The 16,166-nt window shown below is 68.7% G+C and carries 15 protein-coding genes; 5 read left to right on the forward strand and 10 right to left on the reverse strand.

Annotated features, from left to right (window positions below; genetic code table 11):
- Window positions 1-13: 13 nt before the first annotated feature.
- Window positions 14-1,384, forward strand: a complete 1,371-nt coding sequence (locus AC3B5T_RS07215) for an LLM class flavin-dependent oxidoreductase (RefSeq protein WP_010843030.1) — start codon at window positions 14-16, stop codon at window positions 1,382-1,384.
- Complete coding sequence (locus AC3B5T_RS07220; protein WP_488358469.1) at window positions 1,381-2,583, forward strand: acyl-CoA dehydrogenase family protein; 1,203 nt, start codon at window positions 1,381-1,383, stop codon at window positions 2,581-2,583. Before AC3B5T_RS07215 ends, AC3B5T_RS07220 begins: the two co-directional genes overlap by 4 nt.
- 455 nt (window positions 2,584-3,038) lie before the next feature.
- On the opposite strand, the gene AC3B5T_RS07225 is transcribed toward AC3B5T_RS07220, so the two are convergent.
- Window positions 3,039-3,458: a DUF4190 domain-containing protein gene (locus AC3B5T_RS07225; protein ID WP_231632787.1), complete on the reverse strand. Its 420-nt coding sequence runs from the start codon at window positions 3,456-3,458 to the stop codon at window positions 3,039-3,041.
- Window positions 3,459-4,205: 747 nt separating this feature from the next.
- On the reverse strand, window positions 4,206-4,385 hold the full coding sequence (locus AC3B5T_RS07230) for a hypothetical protein (RefSeq protein WP_035717507.1): 180 nt from the start codon (window positions 4,383-4,385) through the stop codon (window positions 4,206-4,208).
- A gap of 111 nt (window positions 4,386-4,496) precedes the next feature.
- Here AC3B5T_RS07230 and AC3B5T_RS07235 point away from each other — a divergent pair, with 111 nt between their 5' ends.
- Complete coding sequence (locus tag AC3B5T_RS07235) at window positions 4,497-5,018, forward strand: peptidylprolyl isomerase (protein WP_014924811.1); 522 nt, start codon at window positions 4,497-4,499, stop codon at window positions 5,016-5,018.
- 209 nt (window positions 5,019-5,227) lie between these two features.
- Window positions 5,228-5,941, forward strand: coding sequence for a rhomboid family intramembrane serine protease (locus AC3B5T_RS07240; RefSeq protein WP_055476693.1), 714 nt, complete (start codon window positions 5,228-5,230; stop codon window positions 5,939-5,941).
- A 79-nt stretch (window positions 5,942-6,020) separates the two neighbouring features.
- On the opposite strand, the gene AC3B5T_RS07245 is transcribed toward AC3B5T_RS07240, so the two are convergent.
- Window positions 6,021-6,521 (reverse strand): PH domain-containing protein, encoded by a 501-nt coding sequence (locus AC3B5T_RS07245; RefSeq protein WP_055476666.1) that lies wholly within the window; start codon window positions 6,519-6,521, stop codon window positions 6,021-6,023.
- Window positions 6,522-6,636: 115 nt separating this feature from the next.
- Window positions 6,637-6,927, reverse strand: a complete 291-nt coding sequence (gene crgA / locus AC3B5T_RS07250; RefSeq protein WP_010843022.1) for a cell division protein CrgA — start codon at window positions 6,925-6,927, stop codon at window positions 6,637-6,639.
- 149 nt (window positions 6,928-7,076) lie between these two features.
- Here crgA and AC3B5T_RS07255 point away from each other — a divergent pair, with 149 nt between their 5' ends.
- The gene (locus AC3B5T_RS07255) at window positions 7,077-7,736 is read left to right on the forward strand and encodes an aminodeoxychorismate/anthranilate synthase component II (RefSeq protein WP_055476667.1); all 660 of its coding nucleotides are present in this window, start codon (window positions 7,077-7,079) and stop codon (window positions 7,734-7,736) included.
- 47 nt (window positions 7,737-7,783) lie between these two features.
- Here AC3B5T_RS07255 and pknB read toward each other — a convergent pair whose 3' ends face one another.
- The 6 genes from pknB to AC3B5T_RS07285 form a co-directional block, all read right to left on the reverse strand.
- Window positions 7,784-9,730 (reverse strand): Stk1 family PASTA domain-containing Ser/Thr kinase, encoded by a 1,947-nt coding sequence (gene pknB / locus AC3B5T_RS07260; protein ID WP_014924815.1) that lies wholly within the window; start codon window positions 9,728-9,730, stop codon window positions 7,784-7,786.
- Window positions 9,731-9,812: 82 nt separating this feature from the next.
- Window positions 9,813-11,189 carry a protein kinase domain-containing protein gene (locus AC3B5T_RS07265; RefSeq protein ID WP_055476668.1) on the reverse strand — a complete coding sequence of 459 codons (1,377 nt, stop codon included), beginning with the start codon at window positions 11,187-11,189 and terminating at the stop codon, window positions 9,813-9,815.
- Window positions 11,186-12,685 (reverse strand): peptidoglycan D,D-transpeptidase FtsI family protein, encoded by a 1,500-nt coding sequence (locus AC3B5T_RS07270; RefSeq protein ID WP_010843018.1) that lies wholly within the window; start codon window positions 12,683-12,685, stop codon window positions 11,186-11,188. The genes AC3B5T_RS07265 and AC3B5T_RS07270 overlap by 4 nt, the downstream gene beginning before the upstream one ends.
- Window positions 12,682-14,118, reverse strand: coding sequence for an FtsW/RodA/SpoVE family cell cycle protein (locus AC3B5T_RS07275; RefSeq protein WP_010843017.1), 1,437 nt, complete (start codon window positions 14,116-14,118; stop codon window positions 12,682-12,684). Before AC3B5T_RS07275 ends, AC3B5T_RS07270 begins: the two co-directional genes overlap by 4 nt.
- Window positions 14,115-15,632 carry a PP2C family protein-serine/threonine phosphatase gene (locus AC3B5T_RS07280; RefSeq protein ID WP_055476669.1) on the reverse strand — a complete coding sequence of 506 codons (1,518 nt, stop codon included), beginning with the start codon at window positions 15,630-15,632 and terminating at the stop codon, window positions 14,115-14,117. The genes AC3B5T_RS07275 and AC3B5T_RS07280 overlap by 4 nt, the downstream gene beginning before the upstream one ends.
- Complete coding sequence (locus tag AC3B5T_RS07285; protein WP_010843015.1) at window positions 15,629-16,093, reverse strand: FHA domain-containing protein FhaB/FipA; 465 nt, start codon at window positions 16,091-16,093, stop codon at window positions 15,629-15,631. The genes AC3B5T_RS07280 and AC3B5T_RS07285 overlap by 4 nt, the downstream gene beginning before the upstream one ends.
- Window positions 16,094-16,166 lie beyond the last annotated feature (73 nt).

Raw genomic sequence — 16,166 nt, forward strand, 5'->3', positions numbered from 1 at the left:
ATCAGGAGCAGCCATGTCCGCGCCACCCTTGAACTTCGCCGCCTTCGTCATGAACACGACATCGCACATCCTGCACGGCGCGTGGCGGGCACCCGAGGCGCAGCAGCACCGCTTCAACGACCTCGATCACTGGATCGGACTCGCGAAACTGTTGGAAGAGGCCCGGTTCGACTTCATCTTCTTCGCCGACGTGGTCGGGTTGTACGACGACTACCAGGGGGACTGGAAGAAGTTCGTCGACTCCGGCCTGCAGATCCCGAGCAACGACCCGCTCGTCTTGGCTTCCGCGATCGCCTCGCACACAGAGCATCTGGGCATCGCGATCACGAGTTCGATTCTGCAGGAACACCCGTTCGACTTCGCGCGGAAGATATCCACCCTCGATCACCTGAGCAAGGGACGGATCGCGTGGAACATCGTCACGAGCCTGTCCGGCAACGCCTGGCGCAACTTCGGATATGACGGCATCACCAAACACGACGACCGCTACGCATGGGCCGACGAGTACGTCGACGTCGCCTACAAGTTGTGGGAGGGGTCCTGGGACGAGGGCGCGCTCATCCAGGACAAGTCGGGCGGCCTCCACGGGGACTACGACCGCGTTCACAAGATCAACCATGTCGGCGAGCACTACCGCGTCGAGGGTCCTCATCTCGTGTCACCGTCACCGCAGCGGACCCCGGTGCTCTTCCAGGCCGGATCCTCGCCTGCCGGACGGCGCTTCGCGGCCCGCAATGCCGAGGCCCAGTTCATCCTCTCGCCGTCGCCGGACGCCGCGCGCACGCTGATCGCCGACACCCGGCGCCTCGCGGTCGAGTCCGGCCGGAATCCGTCGGATCTCCAGTTCTTCCAGGGACTCTCGTTCGTGGTCGGGAGCACCGAGGACGAAGCGGCGCGCAAGTCCCGTGATCTCGACGAGCTCATCGATCCGAGCACGATCATCGCCCACTCGGCGGGTGGCATCGGGGTGGATCTCGGACACTATGACCTCGACACCCCGATCGGGCAGATCCACACCGAGGGTTCCCAGAGCCACCTGCTGTGGCTGCGCGAGGCCGTGCCCGACCGCGAACCGACCGTGCGCGATCTCGCTCAGCTGCGCAGCCGTACCGGGCGGGTCGTCGGGACCCCGGACCAGATCGCCGACCGTCTCGAGCAGTGGCGCGACGCCGGCGTGGGTGGCATCAACGTCATCAACGCGACCATCCCCGGCAGCTATGTCGAGTTCGCCGAGCACGTGCTGCCCGTCCTGCGCGAGCGGGGCCTGGCGAAGCGGGAGTACGCCGAGGGGACCTCACGCGCCAAACTCACCGGCCGCGACCGGCTTCCGGAGTCGCACCCCGCGGCACGCTATCGCGGCGCGTTCGCCGGGGTTCCGGCATGACCGCACCCGCGCGGGTCGTGACCGACCGGAACGAGATCCTCGCGGAGATCGCGGCCGGTTCGGCCGAACGCGAACGCCTGGGCCAGGACCCGCGAGAAGCCGTGGCGCTCCTACGACGGTCGAGGTTGACTGCGCTGTCCCTCGACACACAGTCGGGAGGCGGCGGGGCCGGGAGCGTCGAACTCTTCGAGTTCATCATCGACCTCGCCCGCGCCGACCCGATCGCGGCGCACATCCTGCGCGCCCACTACTGGTTCGTCGAGCAGATCGAACGACTGCCCATCGGACCGGTGCGCAGCCGCTGGAGCGAGCGAATCGCCGCGGGAGCCATCGTCGGCAACGCGTCGAGCGAACGCGGCGTCGCCGCCGGGTCACGCCAGTACGCGACACAACTGGTCACCGACGGTGATGGCTGGCGGCTCCGCGGTGAGAAGTTCTACAGCACCGGAACGGCTTTCGCGGATTTCGTCACGGTACTCGCCATCGTCCCGGACGCCCTGCGCTCACGGCTGGTCAAAGTGGTCGTCCCGGTGGACCGCGACGGGGTGAGCGTCGTCGACGACTGGGACGGGATCGGGCAGCATCGCACGGGCACCGGCTCGACCCTGTTCGACGATGTCCGGGTGACCTCCGAGGACGTCCTCGAGTTCGTCGAACTGGACGAGTCCACGCCGCCCGCCGCCAACGACGGCCCCTTCCTGCAGCTGTTCTTCCAGGCACTGATCGCCGGCATCCTCCTGTCCGCGGCGGATGACGCGGTGACACTGCTGCATTCGCGGGCACGGACCTTCGAGCACGCACCCACGCCGGAGCCCAGGCAGGATCCGCTGCTGCTGGAACGGATCGGCGAGATCGATGCCGCCGCACACGTGGCGCGCGACGCGGTCCTGAGCGCGGCCCGGCAGGTCGAGACGGCGAATGCGTTGGCACGGCGCGGGGTCATCGACGTCGCGCAGTTCGCGCAGGCATCGCTCGCCGCCGCGCGCGTCAAGGTGCACGTCGACCGCATCGCGCTCCCGGCGGCCGCGGCCGTCTTCGACGTGGGCGGCGCGTCGGCGGCCAGTCGCAGCCGCAACCTGGACCGGCACTGGCGCAACATCCGGACCATCACCCTGCACAACCCGACCGCGTACAAGGCCGTCGCCATCGGAGATCTGCGCGTCAACGACACCCCGCTGCCGGGTAACGGCTACTTCTGACCGGAGTTGACCGGATCTGCGTCCAGGCGGGTGGCGTGGACCACGACGGAACTCTGCTGCCTGATCCGAAAGAACCACAGACCCACTGGCCCGCCTGCTCCCTGAGGAGCGCTCGGAGCTTGCGGAGGGCGCGTCACGAAGGGTTTCGCAATCTCGGTCGCCGGACCCTTCGTGGCTCGTCGCTTGCGCTCCTCGCACCTCAGGGAGCGGGGTGACTGTCGTGCGCTCCTCGCACCTCAGGGAGCGGGGTGACTGTCGTGCGCTCCTGGCACCTCAGGGAGCGGGGTGACTGTCGTGCGCTCCTCGCACCTCAGGGAGCGGGGGTGGCTGTCGTGCGCTCCTCGCACCTCAGGGAGCGGGGTGACTGTTGCGCGATTCTCGCACCTCAGGGAGCGGGGGTGTCTGTTGCGCGCTCCTCGCACCTCAGGGAGCGGGGGTGACTGTCGCCACCTGGATCAGGCGATGAACAAGATCCATCCGTAGACCAGCAACCCGAAGACGAAGACGCCGAGGTAGGCCCAGCCGACCCAGATCGCGGCCGTGGCGAAGGGCAGACCGAGCTCGCGCCGCTGCCGGATCTGCGTGCGCGCACGGTATCCGAGGACGAGCCCCACGATGAAGGTGATCCCGAGGATGGACAACGCCAAGGCCCACAACGCCATCCGATTGACACGCGGACCGGCACCGGACTGGGGAGCCACGCTGTCCTCCGAACTTCTGGTGGGATCGACTGCTGAATAGGCCTGGGTGGCGGGGGAGACCGGCCCCGGACCGTCGGTGTCCGGGCGGTCGGCGACACGAGGTTCGCTCGCCGCGCCGGGACTGTTCACGACGCGGGTGTCCGACGCCCGATCATCGGACTGACCGACGAGCACGCCCGCGCCGACCACCTTCGCCGTGCGGTTGTCGCGGTCCGAATCCGAAGTGGGAGAGTCGGGCCGCCCACCCGGCGCGGCGCCGGGACGGGGTCCGGCGAGCGGAGGACGCCCACCCTCCGGGGGACGATTGTTCTGTGGCGGAACACCTTTGCCGAGCGGTGGCCCACCGGGACCCGGACGCTGACCGGGTGGGGGTCGATGCCCCGGAGGACCGGGAGGCGACATCGGCGGGCGTTGACCCGGCGCGGTGGTGTTTCCGCCCGCTCGCGGCGCGGGCACGGGACCATTCGGCCCCGGTCGCTGCGCTCCCGGCGCGCTGGTATTGCCACCCGCTCGCTGCGCTCCCGGCGCGGGCGGGCGCGGTCCGGGCGGACCCGCCGTCGGCCCGGACGTGTCGCCGCGCGGTGGGGCCGGTCGGTGGCCAGGAGGCGGACCGGGTCTGGCCGCAGGCCTGCCGCCCGGAGGGGAGTGAATCCCCGCGCGGTGCTTGCCGGCCGGCGTCGGGACGCTCGGGGGTGTCTGCTGACCGCGACGGCGCGCCGACCGGCCTCGCGGGAGCCCGTTCCCATGGCGCCGGAGTGCTCGTCGGCGCAGAGCTCTCGGGCGTCGACCAGGACTCGTGGGTCCGGTCGTCAGCGCCGCCGGACCCCGGCGGCGGGTTCGGGGAGCGCTCGTCGTCTGAGGTCACGAGTCCAAATTACCCGTGCGCGACGTGCGGCCCGGTGCCGAGGCCGACGTGGCGGGTCACGAAGCCTGCGTCTCGGTGCTCTCGGCGAGCGCCTCGCGAACCTCCTCGATCCGCGGGACGGTCGGAGACACCGGGGCCACCACGCGTCGTGCGCGACGCAGAGAGCCGACGACGATGACGGCGGTGACGGACGCGGCGACCACACCGAGCGCGGCGAAAAGGTAATTCTTGGACATGGGCTCAAGACTGCCAGTCGGTGCCCGCCGCTGCCACCCCGCCCGTCGCATATCCGCACCTCGGGACCATCACCGGGTCATCGATGCAGAGGCAAGTGGTTGGATGGAGACATGACTACACAGAAAACCTCCGCAGTCATCCACACCAATCGCGGCGACATCAAGGTCGACCTGTTCCCGAACCACGCGCCGAAGACGGTCGAGAACTTCGTCGGCCTGGCCGACGGCAGCAAGGAGTACAGCAAGCCCAACGCATCCGGCGGCAACTCCGGCCCGTTCTTCGACGGCTCTGTCTTCCACCGCGTCATCTCCGGGTTCATGATCCAGGGCGGCGACCCGACCGGAACCGGCATGGGCGGCCCCGGCTATCAGTTCGGTGACGAGTTCCACCCCGAACTGCAGTTCGACCGTCCGTACCTGCTTGCGATGGCCAATGCCGGACCGGGCACCAACGGCTCGCAGTTCTTCATCACCGTCGGCCCGACCCCGCACCTCAACCGTCGCCACACCATCTTCGGTGAGGTCACCGATCCGGCGTCGCAGCAGGTCGTCGACGCGATCGCCACCACCTCGACCGACCGCAGCGACCGTCCGCTCGACGAGGTCGTCATCGAGAAGATCGAGGTCAACTGACCTCTCCGGAGCACACCGCCCCGCAGCGGGCGGTGTGCTACCGGCATCCCGACCGTCCCACCGGCCTGTCGTGCAGCCGGTGCGGACGTCCGGCATGTCCTGAGTGCCTGCGCCCGGCGTCGGTCGGCCAGCACTGCCTGGACTGCCTCCGCGACGACGGAGTGCAGCGGTCGCCGTCACTCGGCGGACCGGGACGCGGCGTCCGCAGGATGGCGCCCACCCGCGCGGCGGCGACGCAGCCGTACGCCACCTATGCGCTCATCGCCGTGAACCTGCTCGTCTTCGCACTGTGTGTTCTCCAGGCCGGGGTCGGCGATCCCGGCGGCGCGTCGATCTTCAGCGCCGGCGACCTCCTCAAGAGCGACGTCGCCTCGGGTGAGTACTGGCGGCTCCTCACCGCGGGCTTCCTGCATTTCAGCGTCATGCACGTGGCCGTCAACATGCTCTCGCTGTACATCCTCGGACGTGACCTCGAACTCGCACTCGGTATCGGGCGCTATCTGGCCGTCTACGGCATCGCGCTCCTCGGCGGCAGTGCCGCGGTCATGCTCTTCGAGGACGACCGAGCCCTCACCGCCGGCGCCTCCGGGGCGATCTACGGACTCATGGGCGCGATGCTCGTGATCGTCCTCAAGGCCCGTGTTTCCCCGGTCCCGGTTCTGCTCATCATCGGGTTCAACGTGGTGCTGTCGTTCTCGCTCCCCGGGATCTCGGTCCTGGGGCATCTCGGCGGCCTTGTCTTCGGAGCGGCCGCCACCGCGGCCATCGTCTACCTCCCCGACGCGGTGCTGCCCGCGGGTCGCAGAAATCCCCGGGCCGCGAGCCGCGTCGGCTGGATCGCGCTCGCCGCGCTGGCCGTCATCGCGGTCGGGCTGGGCATCGGCGCGGGCCTCGCCTACGACGGGCTGACCTACATCCGCTGACGCCCGGCTTGCAGGAGTCGAGCGAGCCACCTCAGGGAGCGGCGGTTCCACGGTCCGGTCTGCTCAGGGAGCGACACGTCTACCCCTCGTCGACGACGAACCCCGCCTCGCGCAGTGCGTCGACGACGGTTGGCAGGTCGGTCCCCAGGTCCCAGCGGCTGAGCACGACCAGGCGGGTGTCGTCGCGAGGACCCGCGTCGTGAGCGTCCGGCGGCGAAGCGACTGCCTCGTCGTCGAGCACGTCGATCTCCAGCTGCCCGACGCGGCGTCCGACGCGGCGGATCGACAGCACGCGGATCCGCTCGATGCGTTCCCGCGGGTAGGCCCGTGGCCCGCGAAGGGTTCGGATGACCAGCACGGGCGACGGTCCGGACGAGATGGCCAGACGGGGACGCACCAGCAGGGTGTAGGCGCCGAGGGCGAGAAGAAGGACCCCGGCGACACCCATCAGGACCGATCCGGCCGGGTCGCCGGCGACGACCACCGCCGCCACGACCAGGATGACGCCACCGACGCAGCCCGCGAGGCCGGCGCCGACGGGCGTCGCCCAGGCATGCGTGTAGTCCTCAGAGTTATCCACAAGAGTTACTCACAGTGGGGATGACTTACACACATGTGATTTCCACAGTGGGGATAACTTACAAGCGTGTGTTTCAGCAGCTCAGCGCCTTCGACACGCGAACGACCGACGGCGCCTACCGCCAACGCATCGTCATCAACAGGCCCGCCACCATCAGCGAGAAGCCGATCAGGAAGTTCCACGAGTTGAGCTCGGCCATCCAGTGCAGGACCTGTCCCTCGCCGCCGTACGCGGTGGGGGTGGCGGCCAGGTAGTAGACGACGAGCCAGGCGAGGCCGAGCACCATCAGGCCGAGCATGACGCCCACGTAGATGGTGCTCGAAGGGCCGGCCTTGACCTTGACCGGCGTCCGGCTGGCCGGGTTGATCGTGTAATCGGTCTTCTTCCGGACTTTTGACTTCGGCATGACTTCCTCTGTTGTGCGGCACCGTCAGAGCGGTCGTACGCGAGCGGGAGGCGACAACACACGTCCCCGCCAGTGGCAAACACTCGAGATCTACGGTATCTCACCAGGTCGCCGACGCCGACCACCCGCTTCGGCGGTAGCCTTTTTGCGTGAGTCGCATCCTGGTAGTCGACAACTACGACAGCTTCGTCTACAACCTGGTCCAGTACCTGGGCCAGCTCGGTGTCGAGGCCGTCGTGTGGCGCAACGACGACCCGCAACTCTCCCCGGCCGATCCCGACCGTCTGCGCGAGGCCGTCGCCGGATTCGACGGCGTGCTCCTCAGTCCCGGCCCCGGCACCCCGCAGCGGGCCGGCGCGACGATGCCGATGGTCCGCGTCGCCGCCGACGAACAACTGCCGCTACTGGGAGTGTGCCTGGGCCACCAGGCCATCGGCGCGGCCTTCGGTGGCACGGTCGACCGCGCACCCGAACTCCTGCACGGAAAGACCTCGCTGGTGTTCCACGACGACGCCGGTGTTCTCGAAGGACTTCCCGATCCGTTCACCGCCACTCGATACCACTCGCTGACGGTGCTGCCCGAGACGATCCCCGACGAACTGGTCGTCACCGGACGCACCGAGTCGGGCATCGTGATGGCGATGGCGCACCGCGAACTCCCCATCCACGGCGTGCAGTTCCACCCGGAGAGCGTTCTGACCCAGGGCGGCCACCGGATGCTCGCCAACTGGCTCAAGACCTGCGGGATCGAGATCGACGAGGCCCGGGTGGCCGCCCTCGAAGCGGAGATGGCCACCGCGATCGGCTGACCCGCGCCGCGACCGGGTTGTCGGTCCGCGACCGGAGGCGGGTTCGCTCAGTTGGGCAGCAGGCTCGCCTGGCCGACGACGATCGTGATCGAACCACTCTTGCGGGCCTGCGAACCCGGATTCGGTTCCTGTCCGACGACCCGACCGTCGTCGGGACTGCCGAGCGGCACATTCCGTGTCTGTCGAGTCAGGGTCGACCGTTCCCAGCCGGCCCGTTCGAGATCGGCCTGGGCCTCGGCGGGAGTCTTGCCCCGCAGGTTCGGCACGGTGAACAGGTTGCCTCGCGACACGCTGATCTGGACGGTGCTGCCCTGTTCGGCGGTGGACCCCGGACCCGGTGAGGTGCTGATGACCTCGCCGGCCGGACGGTCGGAATCGGCGGCGACGACCACGACCGTCATGCCGAGTTCTTCCAGCACCGAGCGTGCCCGGTCCTCGGACATGCCGACGACGTCGCGAACCGTGACCTCGCGCGGCCCGTTGCCGACGTTGACCACCACCGCACCGTTGACGGGTACCTCGCTACCGATCGCGGGCGCGGTGGAGACCACCTTGTCCTTCATCTCGGCCGTCGAATCGACGCGGTCCGTCCTGACGTTGGTGAACCCGAGCACCTTGAGCGAGTCGAGCGCTTCGGCCGGTGACTTGCCGACGAGGTCGGACGGCAACCGCACACGCTCGGGACCCGTCGAGACGTACAGCGCGATCTCGGATCCCTCGGCCGCCATCACCCCCTCGCCCGGCGTCGACCGGGTGGCGACACCCGCGGCGACGTCGAGGCTCGGTTCCTCGAGCACGCGGACCTCGAAGCCGGCGCGTTCCAGGGAGGCCCGGGCGTCGTCCGAGCTGAGTCCCGAGACCGCCGGCACCGACACCTCCGGAGCGGACCCCGAACTCCACGGCGACCACAGGAACAGCGTGCCGACCAACAGCACGACGACGGCCACCGCGCCGGCCATGAGCACCCGGGACCGGCGTCGTGGTGTCCCCGCGTCTTCGTCGTCGCGGCGGTGATTGCCCCCGTTGCCGTTCGTGGCGCGGGCGGGAACGGCCCGACGCGGACCGGTCGTCTCCGACCGTGTCGGGCGGCGCGGCCCGGTGTCGATGAACTCGGTGCGCTCCTCGTCGGTCAGGAGCATCGGCGCCGACGGTTTCCCGCCTGCGAGGACCCGGATCAGGTCGGCGCGCAGGTCGCCCGCCGACTGATAGCGGTTGTCCTTGTTCTTGCTCATCGCCTTGAGGACGACGGAGTCGAGTTCGCGCGGGATCTCGGGCCGGACGTGCGACGGCCACGGCGGATCCTCGTGCACGTGCTGATGTGCGACCGCCACCGGTGAGTCACCGGTGAACGGCGGCTCGCCGGTGAGGAGCTCGAAGAGCACGCATCCCATGGAGTAGATGTCGCTGCGCGGGTCGACCTTGATGCCCCGGGCCTGCTCGGGCGAGAGGTACTGGGCGGTGCCCATCACCGCGGATGTCTGGGTCATCGTCGACGTCGCGTCACTCATCGCGCGCGCGATGCCGAAGTCCATGACCTTGACGGCGCCGGACTTGTCGATCATCACGTTCGCCGGCTTCATGTCGCGGTGGACGATCCCGTTGCGATGCGAGAAGTCCATCGCGGCGGCGACGTCGGCCATCCAGGTCATCGCCTGACGCGGGGAGATGGGACCGTTGGCGCGCAACACATCTCGCAGGGTGTCGCCGTCGACGTACTCCATCACGATGAACGGCAGCGGACCGTCCTCGGTCTCGGCCTCGCCGGTGTCGAAGACCTGCACGATCGTCGGGTGATTCAGCTTCGCCGCGTTCTGCGCCTCACGGCGGAACCGGAGGTAGAACGACGGGTCACGAGCGAGGTCGGCACGCAGCACCTTGACCGCGACGTCGCGGTGGAGCAACAGGTCGCGCGCGTAGTGCACCTCGGACATGCCACCGAAACCCAGCGTTTCGCCGAGTTCGTAGCGGTCGGAGAGGTGGTGTGGTGTCGACATCGGCCTCGGTGGTTCGCCCCTCAGGATCTCTGGTCGGAATTATCGGTCACGGGCATTGCGGGTCCATCAGCACAGCAAACCATCAGCACAGCGGTGAGAACGGAACGCCGGGGAAACACGGGGTCCCGGTGGCGGCACCGGGGTCCGGCGGCGAGTCGGGGGGCCCCGACGGTGCGAGCGTGCCCGTCTCCTCGCTGGTCTCGGTGGTCGTCGTGGTCTCTTCGGTGGTCGTCGTGGTGGTGCGTGGCGGTCGCCGGGTCGTGGTCGGCTCGTCGGGCTCGTCGGTCGGTTCCACGGTGGTCGTGGTCTCGGTGGTCGTCGACGATGGCGGGGGTGGCGTCGCCGCCCCACCGTTCCCGCTGTTCACCAGGTAGAACCCGATGAGTGCGATGGCACCGACGAGCAGCGCGGCCGCGATGCCGGCCAGGACCTTCTGGCCCGTTGTCCAACTGTTGTCCGGCGGTGGCGGTGCCACCGCGGTGCGAGAGGTCGGTCGGGGTGTGACCGGCCGCGAGGCGGCCCCGGTCGGCGGGGTGGCACCACGCGCGACCGCGGCACCGAGCGCAGCGGCTCCGGCTGCTCCCGCCGCGGCACCGGCGATCGCCCCCGGACGCGGTGGGCGTCGCCCTGCGCGCACGGCGGCCACCGCGTCGGCGAACTCGCCGCCGTTGGCATAACGCTGCCGCGGATCCTTGGCCATCGTGATCTCGATGAGCTCACGGACGCCCGACGGCAGGTTGGACGGCAGTGGTGGCGGAGCCTCCCGGATGTGCTTCATCGCCACGGTGATCGCACCGTCGCCGAGGAACGGCCGTCGACCGGTGAGGGCCTCGTAGCCGACGACGCCGAGCGAGTAGACATCCGAGGCCGCGGTCGCCTCGTCGCCGGTGGCCTGCTCCGGGGAGATGTACTGCGCGGTCCCCATGACCATCCCGGTCTTGGTCACCGGGGCGGAGTCGACGGCCTTCGCGATACCGAAGTCGGTGATCTTCACCTGGCCGACGGGGGTGATCAGGATGTTGCCGGGCTTGACGTCCCGGTGCACGAGTCCCTGGTTGTGCGCGGCCTGCAGGGCGCGGCCGGTCTGCTCGAGCATGTCGAGGGTGTTGGTCAGCGACAGTCGCCCGAGCCGGGAGATCACCGAGTTCAACGGTTCACCGTCGACGAGTTCCATCACCAGGTACGCCAGCGGGTCGCCGCCGTTGTAGTCCGGGGTCTCGCCGTAGTCGAAGACGTTCGCGATCCCCGGGTTGTTCAGCTTGGCGGTGGTCTGTGCCTCCGCCCGGAACCGGGCGATGAACTCCGGATCGCTGGTGTACTCGGCCTTGAGGACCTTCACCGCGACGCGACGATTGAGACGCGTGTCGAGCGCCTCCCACACCTGCCCCATGCCGCCTGTGGCGATCAGGCGGATGAGCCGGTACCGATCGCCGATGGTGGTGCCGTTCTGCAGGGTCATCGACTGCCACCTCCCACCAGTGAGTTGATCACTTCTCGTCCGATCGGCGCCGCGACGGTCCCACCGACCGAGTCCGCACCGAATTGTCCATTCTCCACCACGACGGCGACCGCGATCTGCGCGTTCGACGACGGCCCGAAGGCGATGTACCAGGAGAACGGGGTGTCCGTACTGGACCCGCTCTCCGCGGTACCGGTCTTCGACGCGATCGACACCGGACCGCCGGCGCCGGCCGTCGACCGTTCCGACTCGATCATCATCGACGTCAGCTCGGCGGCCTGCTCGGGCGTGATCGGCTTGTTGGCCGTCGTCGGCGGGGTGGTCTGCAGTGTGCGCAGGTCCGCGGCCTGCAGCTTGTCCACCAGGTACGGCTGCATGCGCACACCTCCGTTCGCCACGGTCGCGGCGATCATCGCGTTCTGTAACGGGGTGAGCCGGACGTCACGCTGACCGATCGACGCCTGCGCGAGGACGTCGAGGGACGGGATCGGACCCACCGTCGAGTCGACGACGGGCATCGGGATGTCCGGGCCCGGCTGATCGAGGCCGAACAGGCTCGCGGTCTCGGTGAACTTCGGGATCGCGTCGGACATCTTCTCGGTCACCAGCTCGGCGAAGGCGGTGTTGCACGAGTACTTGAACGCCGTCTCCAGGGACACGGTTCCACCCGACGACCCGGGGCAGGTCTCGCCGCCGTAGTTCGGCAGCGAGACATCGGTGCCCGGCAACGGAAAGGTCGGCGCGGCGGTGAGGCGGATACCCGGGGTGATGTTGTCGCGCAGGGCTGCGGCCGAGGTCACGACCTTGAAGGTCGATCCGGGCGGGTACAGCTGGCTGATCGCGCGGTTCAGCATCGGCTGCGCGGTGTCACCGGGACGATTCCACGCCTCCCAGCTGCCCTCGCGGACCTCCTGGTCGTGGCTCGCCAGCTTGTTGGGGTCGTAGCTCGGGGTCGAGACCATCGCGAGGATTTTGCCGGTGTTCGGCTGCAGGGCCACGACGGCGCCGCGGCACGGCCCGTCGCACGGCCCGTTGAGCATGGCCTGGTACGCGGCCTGCTGCACCTTCGGGTTGATCGTCGTGACGACGTTGCCGCCACGCGGGTCGCGGCCGGAGAACATGTCCATGAACCGCTGGCCGAAGAGCCGGTCGTCGGATCCGTTGAGGATGCTGTTCTCGTAGTGCTCGATCTGGCTGGCGAGGTACTGGAACGAGTAGTAACCGGTGACCGGGGCGAACGCCTCGGCGCCCTCCCTCGGGTACTGCCGGAGGAACTTCAGGCGACTGTCGATCGGTACCGACAGGGCGATGACCGTGCCGTCGGCCGTGGTGATCAGACCGCGCTGGCGGGAGTACTCGTCGAGTAGCACCCGGTTGTTGCGGGTGTCGGTCTTCAGCGCGTCGGCCTTGAACACCTGCACATAGGTGGCGTTGGCGAGCAGCGCGATGATCATCACGACCACCGCCATCGACACATTGCGGATCGGCTTGTTCATCGGCGCTTCACCACCTGCGTCGGCAGTGCCTCGACGGGCTTCGCCGGAGGGCGCTTCTTCCCGGGATCGGGTTCGCGCGCGGCGTTCGAGATCCGGATGAGCAACGCGACCAGGATGTAGTTGGCCAGCAGTGACGACCCGCCGTAGGACAGGAAGGGCGTCGTGAGACCGGTCAACGGGATCAGCTTGGTGACGCCGCCGACGACGACGAAGATCTGCATCGCGATGGTGAACGCGAGTCCGGTCGCGAGCAGTTTGCCGAAGCTGTCGCGCACGGCGATGCCGGTCCGCAGTCCGCGGTGGATGAAGATCATGTACAGCAGCAGGATCGCGGTGAGCCCGGCCAGGCCGAGTTCCTCACCGATGGTCGAGATGATGAAGTCGGTGTTGGCGAACGGCACGATGTTGGGTCGGCCCGAACCGAGTCCGGTGCCGAACAATCCGCCGGTGGCCAGGCCGAACAGGCTCTGCCCGATCTGGTAGCCCGAGCCGTCGAAGTCCTCGAAGGGGTTCAGCCACACCGAGACCCGTGTCTGCAGGTGCGAGAAGATCGACCACGCGAACACCGCGCCGATCGCGAACAACCCGATACCCAGCACCAGCCACTCGACGCGTGAGGTCGCCACGTAGAGCATCGTCAGGATGGTCGCGAAGATCAGCAGGGACGTACCCAGGTCCTTCTGGACCACCATCACCGCGATGGCGATCGCCCAGGCGGCCAGGAGCGGACCGAGGTCCCGGGCGCGCGGGAGGTCGACGCCGAGCACGTGCGGACCCGCGGTGATGAACAGATCGCGCTTCGACACCAGCACAGCTGCGGCGAAGATGATGATCAGGATCTTGGAGAACTCGCTGGGCTGGATCGAGAAGAACGGCGTGATGATCCAGTTCTTCGAGCCGTTGATCTCCGAGAACGCGCTGGGCAGGATCGCCGGGATGATCAGGAACACCAGACCGCCGAGGCCGAGGGTGTAGGCGTAGCGCGAGAGCGTGCGGTGATCGCGGATCAGGATGAGGACCGCGGAGAACGCCACGATGCCCAGCACCGCCCACAGCAACTGCTGGTCGGCGTTGCGGGTCGCCTCGGTGGCGTTCACCGACTCCCCGGTGTTCCCCGTGCCGAGGTCGAGCCGGTGGATCAGCACCAGCCCCAGCCCGTTCAGGACCGCGACGACGGGCAGCATGATCGGATCGGCATGAGGTGCGTAGCGGCGGACGACGAGATGGGCGACGCCGAACAGCGCCGTGTAGGCGGCCACGTACTTGAGGATGTCCCAGGTCAGGTTCTGACCCTGGGCGGCCTGGACGATGAGCAACGCCACCGTCACCAGACCGATGGCGAATCCCAGGAGCAACAGTTCGGTGTTGCGGCCGGTGCTCGTGGCGGGTGGGCGTGGCGGGGCGTGCGGTGCGGGCGCGGCGGCTTGAGTCATCTCACCTGCTGCCGGCAGCTCGTGCCGGCGTCCTGGTCAGGTGCGGGCGTGTCGGAAGGTCCGGCGTTGCCGGTGGGCGGTGCGACCGACTCGGTCGCACCCTGCTGCGGGATGCCCGGTGCGGGCGCGGCGGTGGCGCGGGGCGCGGGTGCGGACGGGTCGGTACTCGGTGTCGACTCCGACGGCGCCGGTGGCGGGGGAGTCGGTGTGGGTGACGTCGACGAGGGGGCGTTGTCGCAGCGGAACGTGAGCTCGTCGGTCACGACGCCCTGGATCTGCTGCTCGCTCTTGTCCCGGATCATCACGTTCTTGACCGACTGCGCGGGCCCCGATACGAGATCGTCGACGTTGAGCGGGAACTCGCAGGCGCCGCCGTCGTAGGTGATGAACGTGTACGTCGGTTCGGCCTGGTCGAGGTCCTCGACACAGACGCGCTGGACGGGATTGCTCATCGACAGGAAGAACACCTTCTCCGGCGAACCCTGATAGACGAGGACATCGCCGTTGTCGTCGGCGGCCACGTAGTAGTTGCTGCGCACGACCGCGCGGACGACGAAGATGCCGACGACGAGCGCGGCCACCACGGCCAGCGCGACACCGGCGACGATCCAGCGGCGGTACTTGCTCTTGGGTTTGGTCGCGGGCTCTGCCTCGGTCAGTACCGTCGGGCGCTGCGGCTCGGAGGGCGGCGGACGCAGCGCCGCGGCCCGTCCGGCGGCCGTCGCCGGATCGGGCGTGTAGATCTCCTCGTTGCCGCCGGCGGCGCCGCCGACGATCGGGCGCGAGTCGCCGTACTCGGTGTCGACGACATCGGCGAGGACGACGGTCACGTTGTCGGGGCCGCCGCCGCGCAATGCGAGTTCGATGAGACGGTCGGCGCATTCCTTGGGGTCGGCGATGGAACCCAGGGTCTCGGCGAGGGTCTCCTCGGTCACGACGTCGGACAGGCCGTCGCTGCAGAGCATGTACCGGTCGCCGGCGCGCGCCTCGCGCATCGTCAAGGTCGGTTCGACCTCGGTACCGGTCAGCGCGCGCATGATCAGCGAACGCTGCGGGTGGGTGTGCGCCTGTTCGGCGGTGATGCGACCTTCGTCGACGAGGGTCTGGACGAAGGTGTCGTCGCGGGTGATCTGGGTCAGGACGCCGTCGCGGAACATGTACCCGCGGGAGTCGCCGATGTGACACAGACCGATTCGGCTGCCGGCGAAGAGGATCGCGGTCAGCGTGGTGCCCATGCCGTCGAGTTCGGGTGATTCCTGCACCTGCGCGGCGATGGCCTCGTTGCCGACGCGGGTCGCGCCGTCGAGCTGGGCGAGCAGGTCGCCGCCCGGCTCGTCGTCGTCGAGTGAGCTGAGTGCGCGGATGACCAGCTGACTGGCGACCTCACCCGCCGCGTGGCCGCCCATGCCGTCGGCAAGCGCGAGCAGGCGGGGACCCGCGTAGAACGAATCCTCGTTGTTGGACCGAACGAGACCGCGGTCGCTGCGCGCGATGTAGCGCAACACAAGGGTCACGGGCGCAACTCGATCACGGTCTTGCCGATGCGGATCGGCGTGTTCAGCGGGACCTTGACCGCGGTCGTCACCTTGGAACGGTCCAGGTAGGTGCCGTTGGTGGAGCCGAGGTCTTCGACGTACCAGTCGTCGCCGCGCCGGGAGAGTCGCGCATGTCGTTCCGAGGCGTAGTCGTCGGTCAGCACGAGTGTCGAATCGTCGGCGCGGCCGAGCAGGACCGGCTGCTGGCCGAGGCTGATCCTCGTGTTCGCCAGCGCGCCGTGGGTGACGACGAGATAGCGGGCCGAGCCGCGCACGCCGCCGCTGCGGCGTCGCTTCTCCGAACCGCCCGAGTACCGGGGAATGCGCAGGCCACCGGCAGTCGCGATGTCGGCGCGCAGCGTGCGGATCACGGCGAAGACGAACAACCAGAGCAACAACAGGAAACCGATGCGGGTCAGCTGCAGCACCAAGCCCTGCATGTCGTGTTCACCTCCAGCGCGTTCCGTCTCGGTCGGTCGTATCCATCGCGGCAACGATCGTCGGACCGCCGAT

Source organism: Gordonia sp. G4 (genome assembly GCF_057770005.1).

Excerpts from the sequence above, each read along its gene's own strand:
- AC3B5T_RS07215 (WP_010843030.1), top strand. The coding sequence starts at position 14 with ATGTCCGCGCCACCCTTGAACTTCGCCGCCTTCGTCATGAACACGACA.
- AC3B5T_RS07220 (WP_488358469.1), top strand. The coding sequence starts at position 1,381 with ATGACCGCACCCGCGCGGGTCGTGACCGACCGGAACGAGATCCTCGCG.
- AC3B5T_RS07230 (WP_035717507.1), bottom strand. The coding sequence starts at position 4,385 with ATGTCCAAGAATTACCTTTTCGCCGCGCTCGGTGTGGTCGCCGCGTCC.
- AC3B5T_RS07235 (WP_014924811.1), top strand. The coding sequence starts at position 4,497 with ATGACTACACAGAAAACCTCCGCAGTCATCCACACCAATCGCGGCGAC.
- AC3B5T_RS07240 (WP_055476693.1), top strand. The coding sequence starts at position 5,228 with ATGGCGCCCACCCGCGCGGCGGCGACGCAGCCGTACGCCACCTATGCG.
- crgA (WP_010843022.1), bottom strand. The coding sequence starts at position 6,927 with ATGCCGAAGTCAAAAGTCCGGAAGAAGACCGATTACACGATCAACCCG.
- pknB (WP_014924815.1), bottom strand. The coding sequence starts at position 9,730 with ATGTCGACACCACACCACCTCTCCGACCGCTACGAACTCGGCGAAACG.
- AC3B5T_RS07265 (WP_055476668.1), bottom strand. The coding sequence starts at position 11,189 with ATGACCCTGCAGAACGGCACCACCATCGGCGATCGGTACCGGCTCATC.
- AC3B5T_RS07270 (WP_010843018.1), bottom strand. The coding sequence starts at position 12,685 with ATGAACAAGCCGATCCGCAATGTGTCGATGGCGGTGGTCGTGATGATC.
- AC3B5T_RS07275 (WP_010843017.1), bottom strand. The coding sequence starts at position 14,118 with ATGACTCAAGCCGCCGCGCCCGCACCGCACGCCCCGCCACGCCCACCC.
- AC3B5T_RS07285 (WP_010843015.1), bottom strand. The coding sequence starts at position 16,093 with ATGCAGGGCTTGGTGCTGCAGCTGACCCGCATCGGTTTCCTGTTGTTG.